This window comes from Herbaspirillum huttiense (assembly GCF_004367745.1).
GTDB classification, from domain to species: Bacteria; Pseudomonadota; Gammaproteobacteria; order Burkholderiales; family Burkholderiaceae_D; genus Herbaspirillum; species Herbaspirillum huttiense.
In genome coordinates this window covers 3,198,326-3,223,306 of the sequence record NZ_CP037993.1, presented here as the reverse complement: position 1 = coordinate 3,223,306, position 24,981 = coordinate 3,198,326, and the positions used below count along the sequence as shown (strand labels likewise).

General features: G+C 62.5%; 22 protein-coding genes and 1 tRNA gene. 18 read left to right on the top strand and 5 right to left on the bottom strand.

The genetic code is table 11. From position 1 onward, the window contains the following. The first annotated feature begins 214 nt into the window (after positions 1-214). The 8 genes from E2K99_RS14550 (at position 215) to pnuC (ending at position 9,635) form a co-directional block, all read left to right on the top strand. A complete protein-coding gene (locus E2K99_RS14550) occupies positions 215-1,021 on the top strand; it encodes a TatD family hydrolase (RefSeq protein WP_034341257.1) in 807 nt (268 codons plus the stop codon). Further along, positions 1,021-3,510, top strand: a complete 2,490-nt coding sequence (locus E2K99_RS14545; RefSeq protein WP_134222682.1) for a DNA internalization-related competence protein ComEC/Rec2 — start codon at positions 1,021-1,023, stop codon at positions 3,508-3,510. The genes E2K99_RS14550 and E2K99_RS14545 overlap by 1 nt, the downstream gene beginning before the upstream one ends. A 114-nt stretch (positions 3,511-3,624) precedes the next feature. Then, complete coding sequence (locus E2K99_RS14540) at positions 3,625-4,443, top strand: alpha/beta fold hydrolase (RefSeq protein ID WP_205703679.1); 819 nt, start codon at positions 3,625-3,627, stop codon at positions 4,441-4,443. 179 nt (positions 4,444-4,622) lie between these two features. Further along, entirely contained in the window at positions 4,623-6,293 is a 1,671-nt protein-coding gene (locus E2K99_RS14535) for a CTP synthase (RefSeq protein WP_039785542.1), read from the top strand. Next, positions 6,290-7,144, top strand: coding sequence for a 3-deoxy-8-phosphooctulonate synthase (gene kdsA / locus E2K99_RS14530; RefSeq protein WP_121041675.1), 855 nt, complete (start codon positions 6,290-6,292; stop codon positions 7,142-7,144). Before E2K99_RS14535 ends, kdsA begins: the two co-directional genes overlap by 4 nt. Positions 7,145-7,275: 131 nt before the next feature. Beyond that, positions 7,276-8,559 carry a phosphopyruvate hydratase gene (eno, locus tag E2K99_RS14525; protein WP_039785546.1) on the top strand — a complete coding sequence of 428 codons (1,284 nt, stop codon included), beginning with the start codon at positions 7,276-7,278 and terminating at the stop codon, positions 8,557-8,559. A gap of 54 nt (positions 8,560-8,613) precedes the next feature. Then, on the top strand, positions 8,614-9,006 hold the full coding sequence (ftsB, locus tag E2K99_RS14520) for a cell division protein FtsB (protein ID WP_134222681.1): 393 nt from the start codon (positions 8,614-8,616) through the stop codon (positions 9,004-9,006). A gap of 23 nt (positions 9,007-9,029) precedes the next feature. Then, positions 9,030-9,635 carry a nicotinamide riboside transporter PnuC gene (gene pnuC / locus E2K99_RS14515; protein WP_134222680.1) on the top strand — a complete coding sequence of 202 codons (606 nt, stop codon included), beginning with the start codon at positions 9,030-9,032 and terminating at the stop codon, positions 9,633-9,635. 20 nt (positions 9,636-9,655) lie between these two features. Here pnuC and E2K99_RS14510 read toward each other — a convergent pair whose 3' ends face one another. The 3 genes from E2K99_RS14510 to E2K99_RS14500 all read right to left on the bottom strand — a co-directional run bounded on the left by E2K99_RS14510 (position 9,656) and on the right by E2K99_RS14500 (position 12,960). Then, a complete protein-coding gene (locus tag E2K99_RS14510) occupies positions 9,656-11,278 on the bottom strand; it encodes a GGDEF domain-containing protein (RefSeq protein WP_134222679.1) in 1,623 nt (540 codons plus the stop codon). A 294-nt stretch (positions 11,279-11,572) separates the two neighbouring features. Next, positions 11,573-12,226 (bottom strand): response regulator, encoded by a 654-nt coding sequence (locus E2K99_RS14505; protein WP_121041669.1) that lies wholly within the window; start codon positions 12,224-12,226, stop codon positions 11,573-11,575. A 74-nt stretch (positions 12,227-12,300) separates the two neighbouring features. Next, positions 12,301-12,960, bottom strand: coding sequence for a sensor histidine kinase (locus tag E2K99_RS14500; protein ID WP_134222678.1), 660 nt, complete (start codon positions 12,958-12,960; stop codon positions 12,301-12,303). A gap of 231 nt (positions 12,961-13,191) precedes the next feature. Here E2K99_RS14500 and E2K99_RS14495 point away from each other — a divergent pair. Continuing rightward, positions 13,192-13,268 (top strand) — tRNA-Arg (locus E2K99_RS14495). A gap of 116 nt (positions 13,269-13,384) precedes the next feature. Here the strand turns inward: E2K99_RS14495 and E2K99_RS14490 are convergent. Further along, positions 13,385-13,822, bottom strand: a complete 438-nt coding sequence (locus E2K99_RS14490; RefSeq protein ID WP_121041665.1) for a response regulator — start codon at positions 13,820-13,822, stop codon at positions 13,385-13,387. A 461-nt stretch (positions 13,823-14,283) separates the two neighbouring features. On the opposite strand from E2K99_RS14490, the gene E2K99_RS14485 reads away from it, so the two are divergent. The 8 genes from E2K99_RS14485 to E2K99_RS14450 all read left to right on the top strand — a co-directional run bounded on the left by E2K99_RS14485 (position 14,284) and on the right by E2K99_RS14450 (position 22,377). Continuing rightward, positions 14,284-15,399, top strand: a complete 1,116-nt coding sequence (locus tag E2K99_RS14485) for a patatin-like phospholipase family protein (RefSeq protein WP_134222677.1) — start codon at positions 14,284-14,286, stop codon at positions 15,397-15,399. Between the two features lie 105 nt (positions 15,400-15,504). Next, positions 15,505-17,145, top strand: coding sequence for a methyl-accepting chemotaxis protein (locus E2K99_RS14480; protein ID WP_134222676.1), 1,641 nt, complete (start codon positions 15,505-15,507; stop codon positions 17,143-17,145). Positions 17,146-17,401: 256 nt separating this feature from the next. Next, positions 17,402-17,947 (top strand): iron transporter, encoded by a 546-nt coding sequence (locus E2K99_RS14475; RefSeq protein ID WP_039785564.1) that lies wholly within the window; start codon positions 17,402-17,404, stop codon positions 17,945-17,947. A gap of 106 nt (positions 17,948-18,053) precedes the next feature. After that, the gene (locus E2K99_RS14470) at positions 18,054-18,404 is read left to right on the top strand and encodes a cupredoxin domain-containing protein (RefSeq protein WP_039785565.1); all 351 of its coding nucleotides are present in this window, start codon (positions 18,054-18,056) and stop codon (positions 18,402-18,404) included. Positions 18,405-18,468: 64 nt separating this feature from the next. Beyond that, positions 18,469-19,347, top strand: coding sequence for an FTR1 family iron permease (locus E2K99_RS14465; protein ID WP_134222675.1), 879 nt, complete (start codon positions 18,469-18,471; stop codon positions 19,345-19,347). 56 nt (positions 19,348-19,403) lie between these two features. Then, on the top strand, positions 19,404-20,741 hold the full coding sequence (locus E2K99_RS14460) for a 4Fe-4S binding protein (RefSeq protein ID WP_134224117.1): 1,338 nt from the start codon (positions 19,404-19,406) through the stop codon (positions 20,739-20,741). A 166-nt stretch (positions 20,742-20,907) separates the two neighbouring features. Next, positions 20,908-21,243 (top strand): zinc ribbon domain-containing protein YjdM, encoded by a 336-nt coding sequence (locus E2K99_RS14455; protein WP_134222674.1) that lies wholly within the window; start codon positions 20,908-20,910, stop codon positions 21,241-21,243. Positions 21,244-21,369: 126 nt separating this feature from the next. Continuing rightward, positions 21,370-22,377, top strand: coding sequence for a bile acid:sodium symporter family protein (locus E2K99_RS14450; RefSeq protein WP_088753629.1), 1,008 nt, complete (start codon positions 21,370-21,372; stop codon positions 22,375-22,377). Between the two features lie 81 nt (positions 22,378-22,458). Here E2K99_RS14450 and E2K99_RS14445 read toward each other — a convergent pair whose 3' ends face one another. After that, positions 22,459-23,508, bottom strand: coding sequence for an NADP(H)-dependent aldo-keto reductase (locus E2K99_RS14445; protein ID WP_134222673.1), 1,050 nt, complete (start codon positions 23,506-23,508; stop codon positions 22,459-22,461). A 198-nt stretch (positions 23,509-23,706) separates the two neighbouring features. On the opposite strand from E2K99_RS14445, the gene E2K99_RS14440 reads away from it, so the two are divergent. Then, on the top strand, positions 23,707-24,978 hold the full coding sequence (locus tag E2K99_RS14440) for an MFS transporter (RefSeq protein WP_134222672.1): 1,272 nt from the start codon (positions 23,707-23,709) through the stop codon (positions 24,976-24,978). Positions 24,979-24,981 lie beyond the last annotated feature (3 nt).

Here is a 24,981-nt window from a genome sequence, read left to right as displayed (position 1 = left end):
CATTGTTAATTACTGCAAGAGGGCGTTAGACGGTAAACTGCGCGGGTTGAAGCCGGTTCAAACCGGCTATGCTGTTCAAACAACAAGACGCTTCGGGGGAAGCGAGCCGCATCAGCAGCCTGGCTGAATCATGCGATCGCGGCCCCTGCGGCGGGTGTCGTTATCCGGAACCGCTGCCCTGAGGCCGGTCTTCCGATTTTCGCCAAGCCAGCACATGTGGGTCGATACGCACTGCCATCTCGACGCCGGGGAATTCGGCGAACGTTCCGCTGCCGTGGCCGCCGAGGCTGCGCAGGCCGGCGTGCGCGCCATCGTCATTCCCGCCATCGCCAAAGTGAACTTCAAGGAAGTCGGACGGCTTGCGCGCGAAGTCGGCAATGCCGTCTATGCGCTGGGCATTCATCCGCTTTATGTCCCCACTGCCAAGGAATCCGATCTGGAGATCTTGCGTACGGCCATCGGCGAGGCGCTGGACGATCCGTTGTTCGTGGGGATCGGTGAGATCGGGCTGGATTTCTTCGTGCCGGCCCTGAAAGAAGCGCCGCTGCGCGAGAAGCAGGAATTCTTCTTTGCCGAGCAGCTCAAGCTGGCACGCGACTTCGACCTGCCGGTGCTGCTGCATGTGCGGCGTTCGCAGGACATCATCCTCAAATACCTGCGCCGCATCCGCGTGCCGGGTGGCATCGCGCATGCCTTCAATGGCAGCGACCAGCAGGCCCGGACCTTCGTTGAGCTGGGGCTGCACCTGGGATTTGGCGGCGCCATGACTTTCCCGCGTTCGCTGCAGATCCGCCGGCTGGCGACCGAATTGCCCTTGTCCTCGATCGTGCTGGAAACCGACGCGCCGGATATTTCACCGGCCTGGCGGCATCCCGGCATCAACACCCCGGACCAGATCCCGCGCATCGGTGAAGTCCTGGCCGAGCTGCGCCAGCTGCCGCTGCAGGAGATCGCCGCCGCCACCACCGCCAATGCCCGGGCCGCGTTGCCGCGCCTGGCGCATGCAGGATTGCCACTCTGATGCGCGCGCTGATCATCGGGTTTGCCATCGGCGTGGGATTGCTGCAGGTGCAGGGCCAGTTGCCGGGCACCGAATGGGTTGCGGTCGGGCTGGTGCTGGCGCTTTTGCTGGGTTTGACGGCCTGGAAGTTCTGGCAGCCCTGGCTGCGGGTGCCCCTGTTGCTGACCTGTGGTGCCTGGCTGGGCTTCCTGTGGGCGGCTTCCTTTGCCCTGTATTACCTCGATCAGGAGCTCCCCAAAGCCTGGGAGGGACGTGATATCACCGTCATCGGTACCGTCGCGGATTTGCCTGCGCATACCGAGCAGGGCGTGCGCTTCCGTTTCGATGTGGAGCAGGTGGTGGTGCAGGGGGGCGTGAAGCCGCCGGTGCCGCCCCGGCTGGCGCTGTCCTGGTACGGCAACCAGCGCTACCAGCAGCCCTCCGAGGATGGCGAGCAGGCCGCGCCGCCCCGAATGGCCGTACCTGACCTGCGGCCGGGTGAGCGCTGGCGCTTGCAGGTGCGGCTCAAACGTCCGCACGGCAATGCCAATCCGGATGGCTTCGACTACGAGCTGTGGCTGCTGCAGGACGATGTGCGAGCCACCGGCTACGTGGTGGGCCGTCCGGCGGCCTCGGGTGCTGCGTTGACGGCGCTCAATCGCCGTGTCGACGACTTCGTTTGGACGCCTTCCCATATGATCGACAGCGCCCGCGGCTGGCTGCGCGACCGCATCTACTCGGCGCTCCCCGGCGCCCCCTATGCCGGCGTGATCGCAGCCCTGGTCATGGGCGACCAGCGCGGCATCAACCAAGCGGACTGGACCGTGTTCAATCGCACCGGCATCGGCCATCTGATGGCCATCTCCGGCCTGCATATCACCATGCTGGCAGCCCTGTGCGGCGGTCTGGCAAGCTGGCTGTGGCGGCGCTCCTTCTTCACGGGGGCGCAATTGCCGCTGCGGCTGCCGGCCCAGAAGGTGGCGGTGATCGTCGGGATGGGAGCGGCATTCATCTACGTGTTGCTGGCCGGGTTCGGGGTGCCGGCCCAGCGCACGCTGTACATGCTGATCGTGGTCGGGATCGCTTTCTGGCGCGGCCGCATCGTGCGCGTCTCGGTGGTGCAGTGCCTGGCCCTGGCGCTGGTCTTGCTGCTGGATCCCTGGGCGGTGCTGTGGCCGGGCTTCTGGCTTTCCTTCGGTGCGGTGGCCTTGTTGCTGTATGGCTCGGTCGGGCGCATGCAGCCGCCGCAGGCCATGGCCGCTGCCGCTTCGCACAAGCACTGGTGGTCGGCGCTGCTGCAGCGGATCAAGCAAGCCGGTTATGCCCAATACGTCGTCACGCTGGGACTGGTGCCGCTGACGGTGCTTTTGTTCGGACAATATTCGCTGGTCAGCCCGATTGCCAATGCGGTGGCCATTCCGCTGGTCTCGCTGGTGATCACGCCGCTGGCGCTGCTGGGCAGCATCCTGCCGGCTGTGCTCGCGCAATTCGTGCTGCAGGTGCCGCATCAGCTGCTGGTCTGGCTGGCCGAATTCCTGCAGGGGCTCAATGCCATGCCCTGGGCCGTGTGGCAAACGCCGCTGCCCAGCACCTGGATGTTTGCCCTGGCCCTGGGCGGAACCCTGCTGGTGCTGGCACCGCGCGGCTGGCCGGTGCGCTGGCTGGGCCTGTTCGGCTGGTTGCCTTTGCTGCTCAATGCCCCGGTAGCGCCGGCTGAAGGAAGCATGCGCGTGACTGCCTTCGACGTCGGGCAGGGGATGGCGGTGCTGGTGGAAACCCCGGGTCATCGGCTGCTCTACGACACCGGTCCGTATTACACCGCCGAATCGGACGGGGCCACGCGAGTGATCCTGCCCTACCTGCGTGCGCGCGGGATCGACCATCTGGATCGCGTGGTGATTTCACACAATGACAACGATCATTCCGGCGGGGCGGTATCGCTCTTCAGGCATTTGCCGGTTGACAGTGTCTATTCTTCGCTGTCGCCGGACAGCCCGATCCTGCGCGCCGCCCCCGAGCACACGCGCTGCCAGGCCGGACAATCCTGGAACTGGGATGGCATCGGCTTTACCTTGCTGCATCCGGATGCAGCCAGCTATGACAGCGACAAATGGCGGCCGAATGCCCGCAGTTGCGTGCTGAAGGTGCAGATCGGACGGCAATCGGTCCTGCTGGCCGGAGATATCGAGGCGGTGCAGGAAGATGAGCTGGTGAGCGGGCCGCTGGCCGACCGCTTGCCCTCCACGGTGCTGCTGGCTCCGCATCATGGCAGTGGTACTTCGTCCACCGAACCTTTCCTGCGCGCGGTGCGGCCGGAACTGGCGGTGTTCCAGGTCGGCTATCGCAACCGTTTCAATCATCCCAAGCCGGAAGTCTATGAACGTTATGGCCGATTCGGCATTCGCCGCCTGCGCACTGACGAAACCGGCGCGCTGACCATGACCTTGGGCGACCAGTTGCAGGTGGAGCAATACCGAAAGCAACACGCGCGTTACTGGTACGAGCAGTGATGCCAGCGGGCGGTCCGGCTGCCCGCAGCTGCATTTCGCGATGCGGGAAAATAGCACGCTCGCGGCATGGGCGGTTTTGCTATGCTGCGGCCATTGCCCAGTCTGTGCCTTTCCATGAGCCATCCTATTCTTCATTTCGCCCACGCCAACAGCTATCCGGCGGGGACTTACGGCATGTTCTTCGAGCAGTTGCGCGCCCATTACGATGTGCGTGCCTTGCCGATCCACGCCCACAATCCGCGCTTCCCGGTCGATGACGGCTGGCGTACCCTGGCCCGCGAGCTGCGCGAGGAGCTGGAACGCAGCTATACCGAACCGGTGATCCTGGTTGGTCATTCCATGGGCGGTATCCTGGCGCTGATGGCTGCGCGCAAGCGGCCTGCGCTGGTGCGCTGCGTGGTGCTGCTGGATTCGCCCATCGTGGCTGGCTGGCGTGCGCACCTGCTGCGTCTGGCTAAGATCCTCAAATACGAGAGCCGCCATTCGCCCTCGGTGGCCTCGGCGCGCCGCCGCGACAACTGGCCCGACATGGAAGCGGCTTATCAGCATTACGCGGCCAAGTCCCTGTTTGCTGCCTGGCCGCAGCAGGTGCTGCGCGACTACGTGCAGCATGGGCTGGTGCCCCAGCCGGGCGGTGGCGTCAGGCTGCGCTTTTCGCGCGAGACCGAAACGGCGGTCTACCGCACCATTCCGCATCACCTCGGACGTCTGGCGCGCCAGACCTATCCCGTACCGGTGGGCTTCGTGGGCGGCGTCGATTCGGTCGAGTGCCGCCTGGCCGGACTGGACGCCACGCGCCGGCTGGTCGGACCGAATTTCCTGCAGATCGCCGGAGGGCACCTGTTCCCGATGGAGTCACCGGTGGAGGCGGCCCAAGCCACGCACGCCATGATCGGGCAGCTGTTGCAGGGCAGGGGGCTTGAAGTTAAATAGCGTGGAGATGAACCAATCTGCCGGGATGATGGTCAAGAAGCCATTCCCGGCGGCCGGGCATGTTTTCCTGCTGCAAGTTTGTCGATGGCGAGACACTAATCGCAAGCAGGCTTAAAAAACGAGCCGGTTTTGGGGTATAATTTGAATTTCCCGCATGTGCCGTTCGGCACTCATCTGTAATGACCAAGTTTGTATTTGTCACTGGCGGCGTCGTGTCTTCCCTGGGTAAAGGGATTGCCGCCGCGTCTCTCGCTGCGATCCTCGAATCGCGCGGCCTCAAAGTCACCCTCCTGAAGCTCGATCCCTACATCAACGTCGACCCCGGCACGATGAGCCCGTTGCAGCACGGTGAAGTGTTCGTCACCGATGACGGCGCCGAAACCGACCTCGACCTGGGCCACTACGAGCGTTTCATCTCGGCCAAGATGAAGAAGGTGAACAATTTCACCACCGGCCAGGTGTATGAATCGGTGATCCGCAAGGAACGCCGTGGCGAATACCTGGGAAAGACCGTTCAGGTGATCCCGCACATCACCAACGAGATCCAGGAATTCATCCATCGTGGTGCCGAAGGTTTCGAAGTGGCGCTGGTGGAAATCGGCGGTACCGTCGGTGACATCGAGTCGCTGCCCTTCCTGGAAGCTGCGCGCCAGCTGAGCCTGCGCTCCGGCCGCAATGCCACCGCCTTCGTCCACCTGACTCTGGTGCCGTTCCTGGCCTCGGCCGGCGAACTCAAGACCAAGCCCACCCAGCACAGCGTGCAGAAGCTGCGCGAGATCGGCATTTCGCCCGACGCGCTGCTGTGCCGTGCCGACCGCCGCATTCCTGACGACGAACGCGACAAGATCTCGCTGTTCTCCAACGTCGCCGCCGACGCCGTCATTTCGGTGTGGGATGCCGATAGCATCTACAAGATTCCGCAGATGCTGCACGACCAGGGTTTGGATACCATCATTTGCGAAAAGCTGGGCCTGTCGCCCAAGCCGGCCGATCTGTCGATGTGGGACAAGCTGATCGATGCGCAGAACAATCCTTCGCACGAAGTCACCATCGGCATGGTCGGCAAGTATGTCGACCTGACCGAGTCCTACAAGTCGCTGACCGAAGCGCTGCGCCATGCCGGCATCCATACCGGCAGCCGCGTCAACATCGAGTATCTGGATTCGGAAGAGATCGAAGCCAACGGCACCGATAGCCTGAACAAGTACGATGCCATCCTGGTCCCGGGCGGCTTCGGCAAGCGCGGCGTGGAAGGCAAGATTGCCGCTGCCCGCTACGCCCGTGAGAACAAGGTCCCGTATCTGGGCATCTGCCTGGGTATGCAAGTGGCCCTGCTGGAATATGCCCGCAACAAGGCCGGCCTGTCCAAGGCCAACTCGACCGAGTTCGATCCGGATACCGAGCAACCGGTGGTCGCTCTGATCGACGAATGGCAGAACCATGATGGCAAGGTCGAGCGTCGCGATGCCAATTCCGACCTGGGCGGCACCATGCGCCTGGGCGCGCAGACCTGTGCGGTCAAGCCGGGTACCCTGGCGGCCGAGATCTATGGCGACAGCGTGACCGAGCGTCACCGCCATCGCTATGAAGCCAACAACTTCTACCTGACCCGTGTGGAAGAAGCCGGCATGGTGGTTTCGGCCCGTACGCCGACCGAAGACCTGTGCGAAATCATGGAACTGCCGCGCACCGGCGAGAACGCTCACCCGTTCTACATCGGCGTGCAGTATCACCCGGAGTTCAAGTCCACCCCGCGTGATGGCCATCCGCTGTTCATTTCCTACATCCGTGCAGCCCTGGCGCATCACGCCGAGTTGCAACAGGATGCCGCTGCAAAGGGCAAAGCATGAAACTGTGCGGTTTTGATGTCGGTCTGGAACACCCGTTCTTCCTGATCGCCGGCACCTGCGTGATCGAGTCCGAGCAGATGGCGCTCGACACCGCCGGTACCCTGAAGGAGATCACGACGGAACTGGGTATCCCGTTCATCTACAAGTCGTCCTTCGACAAGGCCAACCGTTCTTCGGGTACCTCGTTCCGTGGCCTGGGCATGGAGAAGGGTCTGGAGATCCTGGCCAAGGTCAAGAAGGAAATCGGCGTGCCGGTCCTCACCGACATCCACGAGATCGACGAGATCAAGCCCGTGGCCGCCGTGGTGGATGTGCTGCAGACGCCGGCCTTCCTGTGCCGCCAGACCGACTTCATCCGCGCCTGTGCGCAATCGGGCAAGCCGGTCAATATCAAGAAGGGCCAGTTCCTGGCACCGCACGACATGGTCAACGTCATCGACAAGGCCCGTGCTGCTGCCAAGGAAGCCGGGCTGCCGACCGATCAGTTCATGGCCTGCGAGCGTGGCGCTTCGTTCGGCTACAACAACCTGGTGTCCGATATGCGCAGCCTGGCCATCATGCGCGAAACCGGCGCTCCGGTGGTGTTTGATGCCACCCACTCGGTGCAGCTGCCGGGCGGGCAGGGCACGTCGTCAGGCGGCCAGCGCGAGTTCGTGCCGGTGCTGGCGCGCGCCGCCATTGCCGTCGGCATTTCGGGTGTGTTCATGGAAACCCACCCGAACCCCGCCGAAGCCAAGTCGGATGGTCCCAATGCCGTGCCACTGGCGCGCATGAAGGATTTGCTGGGCACGATGATCGATCTGGATCGCATCGTGAAGAAGGCAGGCTTCCTGGAAAACAATTTTTCCTGATGTGTGCATGAAACGGCTGCCGCCCGGCGGCCGTTTCATCATGGGCGCAACGCACGCTGACAGGGTGCGGCTGTCCCGGCCACCGTGCCTGCACCCGCCAACAATTTTTAAAACCTCGATGGAGATCTGGAATGAGTGCAATCGTTGATATTATCGGCCGCGAAGTGATCGACTCGCGTGGCAATCCGACCGTGGAATGCGACGTGCTGCTGGAATCCGGCGTGCTGGGCCGCGCTGCCGTGCCTTCGGGCGCCTCCACCGGTTCGCGCGAAGCGATCGAACTGCGCGACGGCGACAAGAGCCGCTATTTCGGCAAGGGCGTGCTGCAAGCCTGCGAAAACATCAACACCGAGATCTCGGAAGCCATCATGGGCCTGGACGCCAATGAGCAAGCCTTCCTGGATCGCACCCTGATCGACCTGGACGGCACCGAGAACAAGAGCCGCCTGGGTGCCAACGCCATGCTGGCCGTCTCGATGGCCGTGGCCAAGGCCGCTGCCGAAGAATCGGGCCTGCCCCTGTACCGTTACTTCGGTGGCAGCGGCTCCATGCAGATGCCGGTGCCGATGATGAACGTCATCAACGGCGGTGCCCACGCCGACAACAACCTGGATATCCAGGAATTCATGATCATCCCGGTCGGCGCACCGAGCTTCCGTGAAGCCCTGCGCTACGGCGCCGAGGTGTTCCACACCCTCAAGAAGATCCTGCACGACCGTGGCCTGGCCACTTCCGTCGGCGACGAAGGTGGCTTCGCCCCGAACGTCTCGAGCCACGAAGAAGCCATCAAGCTGATCATCGAAGCCATCGAGAAGGCCGGCTACGAGCCGGGCACCCAGATTGCCCTGGGCCTGGACTGCGCCGCTTCCGAGTACTACAAGGACGGCAACTATCACCTGGCCGGTGAAAACATGGTGCTGACCCCGGCGCAAAAGACCGGCCTGCTGGCATCCTGGTGCGACAAGTACCCGATCATCAGCATCGAAGACGGCATGGCCGAGAACGACTGGGCCGGCTGGAAGCTCTTGACCGAAACCCTGGGCAAGAAGGTGCAGCTGGTGGGCGACGACCTGTTCGTCACCAACACCAAGATCCTCAAGGAAGGCATCGACAAGGGCATCGGCAACTCGATCCTGATCAAGATCAACCAGATCGGCACCCTGACCGAGACCTTCGCCGCCATCGAAATGGCCAAGCGCGCTGGCTACACCGCCGTGATCTCGCACCGTTCGGGCGAAACTGAAGACTCGACCATCGCCGATATCGCCGTGGGCATGAACGCTCTGCAGATCAAGACCGGCTCCATGTCGCGTTCGGATCGCATGGCCAAGTACAACCAGCTGCTGCGTATCGAAGAAGATCTGGGCGACATCGCCAGCTACCCCGGCCGCGCTGCGTTCTACAACCTGAAGTAAACAAGCTTGCGGTGCCGACCCTGAAGGCAGGCACCGCATCGAGAGCTCCCGGCTATGCGCCTGATCATCCTTTGCCTGTCCTTCCTGCTGGTCGTGATCCAGTATCCTCTTTGGCTGGGGAAGGGTGGCTGGTTCAAGGTCTGGGAGCTCGACCGCCAGGTTCAACTGGCACACAAGAAGAACGACGAACTCAAGGAACGCAACGCCAAGCTGTCCTCTGAAGTGGACGACCTGAAGCAGTCCAAGGGGGCCGTCGAGGAACGTGCACGCTTTGAGCTGGGCATGATCCGCCAGAACGAAATCTTCATTCAGCTGCTCGATGGCAGCTCCGGCAAGCCTGCGGCAGCCGTCAATCCGAATCCCTACATGCCTGGTTCCGGGCAGCCCAACAGCGTCTCCGTGCCGGCCAATGCGGCCGCCGCCGGTGGCCGTGTCGCCACGCGCTGAGCACCTGCAGTTTTTTCCTTCACATGCGTCCTGATACCCCGCTGGTGTGGCTTGGCCTGAGCACCACGCCGCTGGAACTGGTCTCCTTCGCGCTGGCCGTGATCACGGTCTGGCTCAATATCCGCCAGAATCACTGGGCGTGGCTGTTTTCGATTCTCTCTTCGCTGTTGTACGCGGCCGTCTTCGCCGATGCGCGCCTCTATGGCGATGCCGGCTTGCAGTTCGTCTTCGTGGCAGTGTCAGTATGGGGCTGGACGCAGTGGCTGCGCGGCGGCGACCAGCACCAGGCCTTGCAGGTGTCGCAGTTGGCCGCACGTGGCTGGGCAGTCATGGCAGTCGCCTGGCTGGGCGGGTGGCTGCTGCTGTCCTGGTTCCTGCAGCGTTATACCGACACCGATGTGCCGCATATGGATGGCTTCCTCACGGCGGGCAGCCTGGTCGGGCAGTTCCTGTTGTCGCGCAAGAAGCTGGAAAACTGGCTGGTCTGGATCGCGGTGGACGTGCTCTACGTCGGCCTGTATCTCTACAAGCACCTGACGCTCACCGCCATCCTGTACGCACTGTTCGTGCTGATGGCGATGGCCGGCTGGCGCAGCTGGCGGGGTGCGCTGGCGGACATGCGGCGCTGAAGGGCCGGCACCGGATCCTTTCAGTCCGGGGACGGCAGGGTGGGAGTGTCCGCGGGCGGATCGGCAAAGACGATGCGGTTCTTGCCGGCATTCTTGGCCTTGTACAGCGCCACGTCGGTGCGCTTGAGCAATTCGGCCTGGCTCTCGCCGGGGTGATAGACCGACACGCCGGCACTGAAGGTAATCAGCAGGCGCTGGCTTTCATGCATGAAGATGCGCTTGGTCAGTTCGCGCTGCACGCGGGTGATGATCTGCACCGCATCCTGCGGGCTGGTCTCCGGCATGAGGATGACGAACTCTTCGCCGCCGAAACGCGCAATCACATCCAGCTTGCGCAAGGTTTCCCGGATCACCTGCACCAGGTGCACCAGCACTTCGTCGCCGGTGGCGTGACCATGCGTGTCATTGATGCGCTTGAAATCATCCAGGTCCAGCAAGGCCACACACAGCGGCGTCTCGCGGCGCAGGGCGTTGGCGATCTCGCGATCCAGGGATTCATCCATGCCGCGCCGGTTGAGGCTGCCCGTCAACTGGTCTTCGCGCACCAGTTCACCCATCTGCTGCAATTGCTGTTCCAGCGCCTGGATACGTTCTTCGGCTTTTTCCACTTCCTGGCGCGCATCGACCATGGCGTCGCGCGAGCGGGTGGCTTCTTCCTGGGCTTTCTGCGTCTCGGTCATGATTTCGCTGAGCACGCTGTTGAGGTCAGCGATGTTGCCGGCCTGGCTAATCTGCTGGGAGAAGCCGCGAATGGTGCGCTGGTAGTTGTCGGTGGTGGAGACCATGGCCGAGAGCCGGTCCACGAAGGTCAGCATCATGTTCTTGACCACCACTTTTTCTTCGGACAGCGTGTTCTTCAGCAGGCCCTGCTTGTAGATCACTTCCTTGAGGTTCTTGGTGGCGTCGGCCAGCGAGGTATTGCTGAGCGGACCGGCGATCAGGCTCTGTACGGTTTCGATCTGGCTCGACAGCCAGGAGCCTTGTTCCAGTAGTCCGTTGATGTTTTCCAGCAGCAGCTGGAACAGGCGCATCAGCAATTCCTGCTGCTGGGCCATGTCGTCGGTCTTGAGCTCGATCTGGAAGCTCAGCTGCTTGACGCGGGTGATGATCTCGTTCATCGCCTGCTCGGAGAACGCCATTTTGAGATCCTGGCCGCTGTTGCGCGACTCGTTGGCCAGTTCCGGTGCGGTCGAGAGCAGCGAGGGCAGGTTGAAGACCAGGATGCGGGCCAGCATTTCGCGCAGCATCTTCTCCTTGATGCTGTCGCGGATGAATTGCCGTTCCAGGTCGATCGGCACCAGTTCACCATGCGGCACGGCCGGTTTGGCCGGTACGATGGGTCGGCTCTGCCAGTTGGCGTCCGCGAACTCGATCAGCTGGCGCTCGAACTCGGTCCAGTCGCCATTCTCGCGGGCGCGCACCAGGCGCGTGCCCAGCAATCCGTTTTCCCCTGGCTGGCGCGAGAGCTTGGTGGCGAAGGTGCTCAGTACCGACTCGGCCGTCACGCCGGGCATGCCCCCCTGGATTTCCTCGTAGGCGATGCGATAGGCATCCGGGGTAGGCGAGATGCGACGCGCCCCAAGCCTCTGGAAAGCTTCTCGGGCGATCTCGACGGGCGTGAGCGTGGTCGGTTTCTTGGACATGCCGGCTGGTGACTGTATTGTTGGTGTGATTGTCTGTGTGCCTCGGGAAATTTCCTACGGTATCGGCGCGGGCAGGCATTGCTTGAGCACGGCCTTCCACCCCGATCATCGTGCGGACGCAGCCTGGTCTCCCCCTCAGTTGCAGTCCGTTGCCGCTCGCCCGGAAGGGAGAGGCAAAAATGACAACTAATTGTACGTCAGCGCCTGTTCTCTGGATGCATTTAATAGGAGGAGAAAAGCCCCTTTCCAACTGGGAAGCCAGCGCTTCCCGTGTGACGGGAGCGTGGCGATGGCTTACTCGACCAGATTGTTCTTGAGTGCGTAGTGGGTGAGTTCGGCGTTGTGGCGCATCTTCATCTTGGCCAGCACGCGCGAGCGATACATGCTGATGGTCTTGACCGACAGCAGCAGTTCGCTGGCGATGTCGCTGACGGTCTTGCCGGAGGCGATCATGACCATGGTCTGGTATTCCCGGTCGGAGAGGGTTTCATGCAGCGGGGTGTCGTGGTCGAAGCCGATCTGGTTGGCCAGTTCCTGCGCCAGCGAGGGGCTCACGTACTTGCGACCGGCCGCCGCCTGGCGGATGGCGGCCAGCAGCTCACCCGGGCTGGCCTGCTTGTTCAGGAAACCGGCGGCCCCCGCCTTGAGCGAGCGGATCGCGTATTGGTCTTCGCGATGGATGGACAGGATCAGCACCGGCAGGTCCGGCTGTTCCTTGCGGATCTGCTTGAGGATATCGATACCGCTGCGGTCGGGCAGCACGATGTCCAGCAACATGACATCGCCATTGCCTTCGCGGGCCAGCTTGATGGCCTCCAGCCCGTTGGCGGCATTGCCGGCCACGACGATGTCCTTGCTGCCGGCGCAGATCTGGCGCAGGCCTTCGCGCACGATGGCGTGGTCGTCGGCGATCAGGACCTTGATGGCGGCGGTGGATTTCTTGCTCATGGGCGGACGGCGACACTCCTCTGGAAGCCTTGCTGCATGCTGCTGAAGGCGAGGGCGTATTCTATAGCGTTCATTCAGTGTGCGACAGGTATGCAGATATGTACGCGAGAACCATGTCCGGCGCGCGCCTCCCATGCGGCGCTACCGCCCAGGGCTGCGGCGCGCTGGCGCATGTTGGCCAGGCCATGGCCGCGCCTGCCATCGCGCCCGGTAGCGGCGGGGTCGAAGCCACGGCCGTTGTCGTCGATGTGCAGATGCAGGCTGTCGCCGGTCTGCTCCACGCGAACCTCGACCTGACTGGCGGCAGCGTGTCTCGCAATATTGTTGAGTGCCTCCCGCAGGATGCGCAGCAGGCTCAGTACCAGGAAGTCGTCCTGTACTGCCAGCTGATCCGTGGCCAGGAACCGGCAATCCACTCCGTTCTGGCGGCTGAAGTGGCGGCACTGCCAGCGCAGGGCATCGGCCAGGCCGAACTCGACGATGGGCGGATGCAGATCGTCAATGATGCGCTCCATGCCTTCGCGTGCCTGCGCCAGCAATTGCGCCGCGTAGTCAGCTTGGGGCAGGGCAGCATGGCGCTCCAAGGCCAGTTGTTCCCGCAACTGGCCCAGCGCCATGCCGATGCCGGTCAGCTGCGCGCCCAGCTCATCATGCAGGTCGCGGGCAATGCGCGTGCGTTCTTCTTCACGTATGCGAAAAGCGGCGGACAGGGCGGGGGCAGCTGGATCGGACATTCGGGGCGGATCAGGTCAACGGTGGTGAATATTCCTTCATAATAGCTGTGAGGGACCGGCTGGTCATCCATCCTGCATCAATAGCCTAGATGCGCCGTTGGCATTCGGTTGCCGCGGCGTTCAAGACCCATGGGATGAAGAGGGAAGAAAGGCCGAATTTCTCGTCAGGCAAAAAAATTTCAAAAAGGGCCTTCCCAAACGGGAAAACATGCTGCTATAATTTTGTTTTTCGCGGCTGTAGCTCAGCTGGATAGAGTACTTGGCTACGAACCAAGGGGTCGTGGGTTCGATTCCTGCCAGCCGCACCAGATTTAAAGGGTCCATCGCAAGATGGACCCTTTTGTCTTTTCTGCTTCCGTTTTCGTTTTTCCGGTGTCTTCTCTGTGGTGCCGCTCCGTGCGGCCGGCAGGGTGTCGTCGCAGGATCAGCCTGGTTCTGTTGTCACCGGAGGATGTTGCAGCCAGTAATTCACGGTCTGGTTGATCAACTGCATGAACTCCCTTGCATCCACCGGTTTGACCAGATAGTCATTGGCCCCCGCTTCTCGCGAGCGGGTGGCGTCGGTTTCGTCGTAGGACGTGGCAAACATGATGACCGGGAGGGCCTGCGTATGTGGCTGGCTGCGCAGCATGTGCAGCAGGTCCAGGCCTTCCATGCGCGGCAGGCGGGGTTCCAGCAGGATCAGGCAGGGCAGGGTGTCGGGGTGGTGTTGTGCGTGCGGGCTGAACAGCGATTCCATGGCCCGCTCCGCATCTTCGAACCAGCCGAAGTCGCACTCCAGCTTGCTGCGCCAAAGGCTGAAGCGCGCCAGTTCCACCGACTCCGGACTGGGATCGACCATCAATATGCTGGGGCGAGACATGCGTTATGTGCGGGACTGGGTATTGTTTTTTGAATGTTGCATTTCTGATTTCCGGCAAGTTTGACATAGCAGGGTGCAGAAATCCATTATTGAATACGCTCGCCAGGCCCGGCAGCGCTTGAGTCTCCCCGATACGACGCATTCCGCCGCGAGCGCGCGATACCGCAGTGAGCTTACGTGAGAATTACAACGCAAGTTTGATTGCCCCCTCCCGGCGCCATTTGCCGTGCTCCTCGGCCTCGATACTGGATCATTCAATTTCTGAATGCCAGATATGCGCGAATAAAATCTCGCACTGCAGCATTTCTTCATTGCTGCTCGGCTATATTCCTGACAGCCGCGTCACAGGTTGAGACGAAATTACGTCGTAAACCTTCATCGCGTATGTGGCAGCGATGCTTTCGGTGCATCGCACAAAAAATCCAAAAAAATCAGGACAGGCATTCAACAAGGGGAGTGCAATGAAGGTGTCGCCACGACGAAACAGAAAGGCCTTGGTCATCGGGGGCGGGGCGCCCAATTCGACCTTGATCGCCGGAGCACTGGCGGCCTTCCTCGCGGAAGGGGTGGAATTCGATGTCATCTCGGCCTCCGGTGCCGGGGTGCTCATGGGCTTGCTGGCGACCGCACCGCGCGACGCCGCGCCGCAGGACGCACTGATGCAATGGGCGGAAGTGGGGGTGGCCGACAGCATCTACAAGCTGTTCCCGGTCAACTACAAGGTCTTCAAAAAGCCGGGGACGCAGGCGGAGAACTATCGCGATGCCATGCTGGCGCAATGGCAGCAGATGCCGGGCCTGGCCGCCTCGCCCTTCGCCTCCATGTTCAATCAACACTTCGCCGACGCTTCGGCCAAGTGGAATGACTGGATGCATCTGATGATGTCGGCCTTGTCACCTTCCGACCTGCATTCGGGCAGCCTGGGACTGTGCGCGCATCTTCCCTTCCTCGAGCAATCCATCGATTTTTCGGCGGTGCCGCAGATGCGCCCCGAGTTCTACATCAACGCCTACAACCTCGACCGCCACCAGATGCAGATCTGGAACAAAGACCAGATCACGCCGGCGCATGTGCGGGCCTCGCTGTCCTTTCCCTTCCTGTATGCACCCACCGAGATCGATGGCGAGCACTACATCGAAGGCGCGGCGCTCGATACGCTCAACTTCACGCCTTTCATCACCGATCCGGCCACCGGCGTGGCGCCGGCCGGTGAGGTCGATACCCTGGTGGTGCTGGACATCTTGGGCGAGGATCGCCTGATCCGCAAGCCGCGCAACCTGTATGACGCCTGGGTGCGTTCCATCATCACGCCGCTGGTCAAGATCTCACAGACCGAGCAGCGCCTCTTCGAGCTGGAACACAACCGTGATCCCGCGACCGGCGCGCCGCTGCGCCAGGTGCTCAAGGTCGATCTGATGGCCAGTGTGCCGCAGGATCACTGGCCGCAGGTGCTGGACTGGTCCGCTTCCAACATGCAGCTGCTGTTCGGCGTGGGATATCGCGCCGGCGTCGACTTCTGTCGCCAGCACGGCGAGCTGCTGGGTGCCGTGGCGCAGGATGCGCCGCTGGCGGCATAAGCGGGCGGGTTGGCCAGCGGGCCTGTTTCTTCATCTCCTTGTTTCGTTCTGTAGCTGAACCGGCGTGCTGCGGCGCGCTTCCCTTTCTCCGGTGAATTTTCCATTATGACCATTACCAAGCGCCTCATCCTCACTCTCTCGACAGCCCTGCTGGCGCTGCTGTTCGTCGGTGCCGACGGACTCTGGCAGCTGCAGCGCGCCCAGCAGCGTCTGGAACTGATCCAGAACCGCATCATTCCGGGCATGGACAGTCTCAACCTGCTGAAGGGCTATCTGGCCGATTCACGCCTGGCCGGCTATCGTCTTTCGGTCTTCGCCAACCTGCCCGACAAGACCGCGTTGCAGAAGGCGGTCGATGCCTCCAACAAGGCGCTGGATGACGAATTCGCCCACTATGAGCGCGATCTGATCTTCGATGAGAAGGACCGCGCCCTGATCCAGGCCGACAAGGCCAATATCGAGGCCTACCGCAAGGCCCTGGTGCCATTCTTCGCCGCGGCTTATGCCAATGACATGGACGGCGTGCGCGCCACGCTGCAGGCCGGGACACCGCTGGCGGTGTCGGCGGCTGCTGCCAAAAAGGGTTTCGACGACCACATTCTGGTGGGTCGCCAGATGATCGATACCGTCAAGCAGGAGAGCGATGCCGCCTATGCCTTCGCATTGCGCGCGATGATTGCCGTGATCGTGGTGGCGGTGCTGCTGACGGGCGTGCTGGGCATCCGCACCCTGCGCAGCGTGACGCGCAGCCTGGGCAAGATCCAGCAGACCTTCGAACATGTCAGCCAGACGCTGGATCTGTCGCGCCCGGTGCCGGTGGAACGCATGGATGAAATCGGCCGCACCGCTGCCGCCTTCAACAAGTTGCTGGCCCGCATCGTCGATGTGGTGGCGACGACCCGTACCTCGACCGATTCGGTGACCGTGGCGGCACGCCAGATTGCCGCCGGCAATGCCGACTTGTCGGCCCGTACTGAACAGCAGGCGGCAGCGCTGGAGGAAAGCGCGTCCAGCCTGGAGGAGCTGACCTCGGTGGTGCTGCAGAACACGCAGAACGCCCGCCAGGCCAATGAGCTGGCGCAATCGGCCTCGCACATCGCCTCGCAAGGTGGTGACGTGGTGCGCCAGGTAGTCGATACCATGAACTCCATCAATGCCTCCTCGCGCAAGATCGTCGATATCATTGCGGTCATCGATGGCATTGCCTTCCAGACCAATATCCTGGCGCTCAATGCGGCAGTGGAAGCGGCCCGTGCCGGAGAGCAGGGGCGCGGATTTGCTGTCGTTGCCTCTGAAGTTCGTTCGCTGGCGCAGCGCTCGGCCGCCGCTGCCAAGGAAATCAAGGAGCTGATCGACGACTCCGTGGACAAGGTCGGCAGCGGCAGCAAGCTGGTCGAGCAGGCGGGCGCCACCATGAGCGATATCGTCGACAGCGTGCAGCGCGTGACCCAGATCGTGGGCAACATTGCCGACGCCAGCGAAGAGCAGAGCGCCGGCATCACCCAGGTCAACCAGGCCATTTCGCAAATGGACCAGGGCACCCAGCAGAATGCGGCGCTGGTGGAGGAGGCGGCCGCCGCTGCCCAGGCCTTGCAGGGCCAGGCGGAAAAGCTGGAGAGCGTGGTCGCTGTCTTCAAGCTGGAAGGGCGCGCAGCCATGCCGGTGCGCAGCGTGGAAGTGAAGCCCGTTGCGGCTGCGCGAGTGCCGGTAGCGTCCGGCCAGGTCCCTGAGCTGGAAGAATTCTGAGCGCAGAGGTCCGGATCCTGACTCCCGGATTCTGAGGCCGGCACCGGTGGCAGCCTGCCGCTACCGGCGCACTCCGCACCCTCCGTACCCTGAAAAACCGCCCGGTTTCAACGCCGGGCGGTTTTTCATTCTTCACCTGTTTTTACGCTTTGGTCAGCATTGCTGTGAAGGATTGCACTAAGGTGCGGCGTCGGCAGCCTCAAAGGATGATATACTTAATGCTAATCATTATCATTTGTCACCAGGAGAATACGCAATGATCGGTTTCAAGAAACTGGCGGTCGCCGCAGCACTCGGACTGTGCTTTGCAGGTACCGCTTCGGCCGCTGAATACCCCATCGGCAAGCCGCAGATCCAGAACGGCTTTGAAGTCAATGCAGTCTATCTGCAGCCGGTCAAGATGGAACCGGACGGCATGATGCGCAAGGCAGAGGAATCCGATATCCACCTCGAAGCCGATATCCGCGCCGTGGCCAAGAACCCCAATGGTTTCGCCGAAGGCGACTGGATGCCTTACATGGTCATCAAGTACGAACTGACCAAGGTCGGTTCCACCAAGTCCATCAAGGGCGACATGATGCCCATGGTGGCCAACGACGGTCCGCACTACGGCGACAACGTCAAGCTGGAAGGCCCGGGCAAGTACAAGCTCAAGCTGACCATCTCCTCGCCGCAAGCCAATGAACACGCCCACTTCGGCCGTCACGTCGACAAGGAAACCGGCGTCGGTCCGTGGTTCAAGACCTTCGAGCTGAACTACGACTTCACCTTCGCCGGCATCGGCAAGAAGGGCGGCTACTAAGCAGGTCGCCTGGTCTTGATTCAGACCGCACGTTTGCAGTGATGCGATGCCGGTCCGCGCCGTGATGGCGGACCGGCTTCACCGTTTTGAGAGTTCCGGAGTTTTCATGATCGCAAGAATCGTCCGACTGATCTGCCTGTCCCTGGCTGCGATGGCCATGCTGGGCAGCGCCGTGCAGGCCAGCGCTTCCGACCTGCTGACCTTCAAGCTGGAGATGCAGGATGGCAAGCTCATCCCGCCGCGCATCGAGGTGCCGGCCGGACAGCGCATCAAGATCGAAGTGCACAACATCGGCAAGTCTGCCGCCGAGTTCGAAAGCGTCGAACTGCGCAAGGAAAAGGTGCTGGCACCGGGGGCCCAGTCCTTCGTGGTGATCGCCCCCTTGCGTCCGGGCGAATACAAGTTTTTCGATGACTTCCACCTCAACATGCCGCCCGGCGTGATCGTCGCCAAGTAAGAGGGGATGCGCGCAAGCAGTATCGAAGCAGGGAAGTCCAGGTTTTCAGGAAGGGAAGAGTTTCATGGGACAGGTCATGTTCATCGTCTGGCGCGAAAGCGTCGAGGCGCTTCTGGTGGTCGGCATTCTGTATGCCTGGCTGAAGAACGGTGATGTCGGCGCACGGCGCGGCATTCCCTATCTGTGGGGCGGCGTGGTTGCCGGCGTGGTGCTGGCGGGTGCCCTGGGTGCAGCGCTGCTGGGCTTTTCGGAACTGCTCTCGGGCGACGCCCAGACCTACTTCCAGATTGCCATCGTCCTGATCGCGGCGGTGCTGATCGTCCAGATGGTGTTCTGGATGCGCAAGCACGGACGCACCTTGAAGAAGGAGATGGAAAGCTCCATGCAGTCCAGCTATGAAAGCGGCAACTGGTGGGGCGTGTTCGTGCTGGTGATGCTGGCGATCGCCCGCGAAGGCAGCGAGACTGCAGTTTTCCTGTACGGCATTGGCCTGGGCCAGCAGGATGCCAGCACGGCGTCGCTGGTGCTGGCAGGCGCGATCGGTTTCGGGCTGGCTTTCCTGACCTTCTATCTTCTGCAGCTGGGCGGCAAGATTTTCTCCTGGCGGCGTTTCTTCCAGGTCACCGAAGTGATTCTGCTGTTGCTGGCGGCCGGTTTGCTGGTCACCGGCGTGGAAAAGCTGTTCGACGTATTGCTGGAAAGCTCCGACATGCTGGCCTCGGCCAACTGGACCATGACCCTGACTGGCCAGATCTGGGATACCTCGGCGCTGCTGGATGACTCCACCACCCTGGGCAGCCTGGTCTCGACCCTGACCGGCTACCGCGCCCGTCCGGCGCTGCTGTCGGTGATCGTCTACGCCCTCTACTGGGTCGTGGTATGTTCGTTCCTTTATCGAAAACCCCAGCCTCAGCTCAAGAGCAAGAGGCAGGAAGCCGTCTGAACCTCATGACAACCTGTACGCAATCGCCGACTCTGCTCACGCGTACCGGAGACTGGATGCGCCGTCATGGCGCATTCATCCGAGGCCTGCAATGGATCGTGGTGGCCGTCTATGCACTGCTGATCCTGGTCCCGGTGTTCCTCCCGCTGCCTGATGAAACCGCGCATCTCTGGTCCAACCTCACCCTGATCGCCCAGTTCGCCTTCTGGGGCATCTGGTGGCCTTTCGTACTGGTCAGCATGGTGCTGATGGGCCGTGTGTGGTGCGGTGTGCTTTGTCCCGAAGGGGCGCTGACCGAGTTCGCCAGCCGCCATGGACGCGGACGTGCGATTCCCAAATGGGTACGCTGGGGCGGCTGGCCCTTCGTGGCCTTCGCCCTGACCACCGTGTATGGCCAGATGGTCAGCGTGTACCAGTATCCGAAGGCGGTGCTGCTGGTGCTGGGCGGCTCCACCGTTGGTGCCATGATCATCGGCTACCTCTATGGCCGCGACAAGCGCGTCTGGTGCAAGTACCTGTGCCCGGTCAATGGCGTCTTCGGCCTGCTGGCCAAACTGGCCCCGGTTCACTACAAAGTGAACGAAGATGCATGGCGCGCCTCCTATCATCCCGAGCACAAGATCATTCCCATCAATTGCGCGCCGCTGGTCCCCTTGCGCAATATGAAGGGTGCTTCCGACTGCCATATGTGCGGCCGCTGCAGTGGCCACCGCGATGCGATTGCCCTGAGCTTCCGTCCGCCTGCCGTCGAGGTGGTGCACTTCGGCAAGACCCAGAACAACCTGTGGGAAAGCGCCCTGGTGCTCTACGGCCTGCTGGGCATCGCCATCGGTGCCTTCCACTGGACGGTCAGCCCCTGGTTCATCGCCATCAAGCAGGACATCGCCACCTGGCTGATTGACCGCGACATCATGTGGCCTTTCGGGACCCAGGCACCGTGGTGGCTGCTGACCAATTATCCGCAGCAAAGCGATGTCTTCACCTGGCTCGATGGCGCCATGGTCGTGGGCTACATTCTCGCCACCGGCCTGGTGCTGGGCACCGGGGTGGCGCTGATGTTCGGGCTGGCCACGCGCCTGCTGGGCAAGTGGGAGTGGAGCCGCTTCAACCACCTGGTACAGGCATTGATCCCGCTGGCGGGCTGCGGCGTCTTCATCGGCCTGTCGGCGACCACCATCAGCCTGCTGCGGGCCGAGCACTGGCCGGTCTATTGGGCCAATGACGTGCGCGCGGCGCTCCTGACGGTCATGACGCTGTGGAGCCTGTGGCTGTGCTGGAAAGTGGTGGCGCGCCATGCCACCCATTGGGTTCAGCAAGTGCTGACGATGCTGCCGCTGATCGGTGGCCTGGCGCTGGTCAATACCGCCTGGTGGCTGATGTTCTGGGGCTGGTAAAGCGTCTTCCGCAGCAATGATATGAAGGAAAATGGCAGGCTTGCTCGCAAGCCTGCCATTTTTATTTGCGTCTTATTTGATCTTGGGTCCCGCAAGCTATGTGAAGTTGGCGACCGAAGCAGTACAATCGCTGCCTTTTCAAGCCAATTGCCGGAGTTTAATTTACATGAGCACCTTGCCCGCCTGTCCCCAATGCCAGTCCGAATTCACCTATGAGGATGGCAGCCAGTTCGTCTGCCCCGAATGCGGCCACGAATGGAGTGCCCAGGCTGCTCCCGCCGAGCAGGCCCGCGTCTGGCGCGATGCCTCGGGCAACGTGCTGCAGGACGGCGATACCGTCACCGTCATCAAGGACCTGAAGCTCAAGGGCGGCGGTGGCGTGATCAAGATGGGCACCAAGGTCAAGAACATCCGCCTGGTTGAGGGGGACCACGATATCGACTGCAAGATCGACGGTTTCGGCTCCATGGGCCTGAAGACCGAATTCGTGCGCAAGGCCTGATCCTGGCCTGCATCCTCAGCGGAGCCCTGCAAGCCGGGCCCGCTCTCACGTAGAATGGCGGTTTGCCCGCAGCCTATGTATACATAAGCTTGCGGGTTTCCCGATCACGACAACAACGAAACCGCCATGGCCCGTCCCCGCTTCCTGCCCGATAACATGACCCTGATGCTGCTGGCCGTCGTGCTGACCGCATCCTTCCTTCCCTGTACCGGCCAGGTGGCCGAGGCCTTCGACGGGCTGACCACGTTCATGATCGGCCTGCTGTTCTTCATGCACGGGGCCAAGCTCTCGCGGGAAGCCGTGGTGGCCGGGTTCACGCACTGGAAGCTGCACGTCACCGTGCTGCTGTGTACCTTTGCGCTGTTCCCCCTGATCGGCCTGGCACTGAAGCCGGTGCTGCTGCAATTCATCACGCCCGAGCTGTATCTGGGCTTGCTGTTCCTGTGCGTATTGCCCTCTACCGTCCAGTCTTCGATTGCCTTCACCTCGGTGGCGCGCGGCAATGTGCCGGCGGCGATCTGCGCGGCGTCCGCCTCCAACCTGCTGGGCATCTTCCTCACGCCGCTGCTGGTGGGCGTGCTGGTGGTGGCCCATGATGGCGGCGGGCATTCCTCGCTCGATTCCATCCTGAAAATCGTTTATCAATTGCTGCTGCCCTTCGTGGCCGGCCAGATCGCGCGTCCCTTCATCGGCCGCTGGGTCGAGCGCAACAAGTCCTGGCTCAAGTTCGTCGACCAGAGCTCCATCCTGCTGGTGGTCTATGTGGCCTTCAGCGAGGCAGTGGTGCAGGGCCTGTGGCACCAGGTGCCGGTGTCGATGCTGGTGGCGCTGCTGGTCATCAATGCGGTGCTGCTGGCCATCATCATGGGACTGACCACTTTCGGTAGCCGCCGGCTGGGCTTCAACAAGGAGGATGAGATCACCATCGTCTTCTGCGGCTCCAAGAAGAGCCTGGCCTCGGGCGTGCCCATGGCCAAGGTGCTGTTTTCCAGCGGTGCCATCGGCATGGTGCTGTTGCCGGTGATGCTGTTCCACCAGATCCAGCTGATGGTGTGTGCCGTCATGGCTGCGCGGTATGGTGCGCGTGACGAACAGGTGAAGGCGGCCGTGGCCACCGAAAGCGGCGGCGACTGATTCTCCTGACGCTGTAGCTACGAACAAAAATGACCGGCCAAGCCGGTCATTTTTTTGCCTGTGCGGCTCACCCGTTCCGGCTCAGGGCGCCGGATTGGGCTGCTTGCGGTGGATGGCTTCGATGCCCGCCAGCACCTCGTCGCTCAGTTGCACCTCGGCGCTCTCGATGTTGCTGCGCAGTTGTTCCAGCGTGGTCGCGCCGATGATGTTGGAGGTCAGGAAGCGGCGGCTGTTGACGTAGGCCAGCGCCATCTGCGCCGGATCCAGTCCGTGCTGGCGCGCCAGTGCCACGTACTGCGCGGTGGCGCTTTCCGCTTGCGGATTGGTATAGCGCACGAAGCGTTCGAACAGCGTCAGGCGGCCACCGGCAGGACGTGCACCGTCCAGGTACTTGCCGCTCAACATGCCGAAAGCCAGCGGCGAGTAGGCCAGCAGGCCGACCTGCTCGCGATGGGCGAATTCGGCCAGGTTCACTTCGAAGCTGCGGTTGAGCAGGTTGTACGGATTCTGGATGGTGACGATGCGCTCCAGTCCATGCTGCTCGGCCGCGCGCAGGAATTGCGCCACGCCCCAGGCGGTTTCGTTGGACAAGCCGATGGTGCGGATCTTGCCGGCCTTCACGAATTCAGAGAGCACCGTCAGCGTCTCTTCGATGGGCACCGTGGTTTCATCTTCCACATGCTCGTAGCCCAACTGGCCAAAGCTGTTGACGCTGCGGTCGGGCCAGTGCAGCTGGTACAGGTCCACGTGATCCAGTTGCAGGCGCTCCAGGCTGCCATGCAGTGCATCGGTGAGGCCCTTGCGGTCCAGCTCGTTGTTGCCACCGCGGATGTGGCGCGGGTTGTGTGGTTTGCGGGCGGGGCCGGTGCACTTGGTGGCGATCAGCAACTGGTCGCGCTTGCCGGATTTCTTCAGCCAGGTGCCGAGATAGCGTTCAGTGAGTCCTTGCGTTTCCGCCTTGGGCGGGACCGGATACATTTCGGCGGCGTCGATCAGGTTGATGCCGCGTTCGACGGCGTAGTCCAGTTGCGAGTGGGCGTCGGCTTCAGTGTTCTGCTCGCCCCAGGTCATGGTACCCAGAGTGATGAGACTGACCTTCAGGTCGGTGCGGCCGAGTTGGCGGTACTGCATGCGGATTCTCCTTGTGATGCGCAGGCAGGGACCGGGGCGTGTCCTGCCGGCTGGCGCGGGATCGGGTAGTATAGCGGCGCTCGTCCTGCCTTGCAGGGCAGGGCCGCAGCGGCGCCAAGACCGCTCGCGCCAGGCCGGTTGCCGCTTGCAGTGCCCGGACTCGATAACGCCAGAACACTCCCTTCCCATCCACGAGACATGTCAGCTCCTTCCCCCAGTATCCCCCCGGATGAAACCGCCGAATCCCTGCGCCATCACACCCCATTCAAGCTCTTCTGGTGCGCCAGCGTTGCATCCACCATTGCCCTGCAGATGCAGATCGTGGCGGTTGGCTGGCAGGTCTACCAGCTCACCCACAGCGCCTTCGATCTCGGCATCGTGGGCCTGGTGCAGTTCATTCCTTCGCTGATCCTGGTGTTCGTGGTGGGCCATGTGGCCGACCGCTTTGATCGCCGCAACGTCGCGCGCTTCAGTTCGCTGGTGGAAGCCGCCGCTGCCGCCACGCTGGCGCTGGGCAGCCTGCATGGCTGGCTCAGCCGCGAGATGATTTTCGTGATCGTGGCCATCATCGGTGCGGGCCGGGCCTTTTCCAAACCGACCATGTCGGCGCTGCTGCCCAGCCTGATGTCGCCCAAGGCCTTGCCGGGCGCGGTGGCGGGCTCGGCCTCGGCGACCCAGTTCGCCATCATCATCGGCCCGGCGCTGGGGGGCTTCCTCTACGTGGCGGGACCAGCGGTGGTGTATGCCAGCAGCTGCGCGCTGTTCATTGCATGCAGCGTATTGTTGTCGCTGATCCGGCGTCCGGCCCAGCTCGCGGCGGCCCAGACTGCACCGGCCAAGCCGACCGGGGCCAGTCTGTCGTCGGTGTTCGCAGGACTGGCTTTCATCCGCAGCAAGCCCGCCATCTTCGGTGCCATCTCGCTGGACATGTTTGCCGTGCTGCTGGGTGGCGCCACCGCCTTGCTGCCGGTGTTCGCCAACGACATCCTGCATACCGGAGCGGTCGGCCTGGGCCTGTTGCGCTCGGCACCGGCGGCCGGGGCCTTGATCGTGGCGCTGCTGCTGGCGCGCTTTCCGCTGGGCGGCAGGGTAGGGCGCACCATGTTCATCGCCGTGGCCGTGTTCGGACTGGCCACCATCGTGTTCGGCCTGTCACGCTCCTTCCCGCTGTCGCTGGCCGCGTTGGCGGTGCTGGGCGCGGCCGACATGATCAGCGTGGTGGTGCGCTCCTCTTTCGTTCAGCTGGAAACGCCGGACGCCATGCGCGGCCGCGTTTCGGCCGTCAATTCGGTCTTCATCGGAACGTCCAATCAGCTGGGAGAATTCGAATCCGGCCTCACCGCCGCCTGGTTCGGTGCGGTGCCGGCCGTGCTCATTGGCGGGATCGGCACGCTGCTGATCGTGCTGCTGTGGATGCGCCTGTTCCCCTCGCTCTATCAGGTCGACCGGCTGGCCGCACGCCAGTCCTGAAGC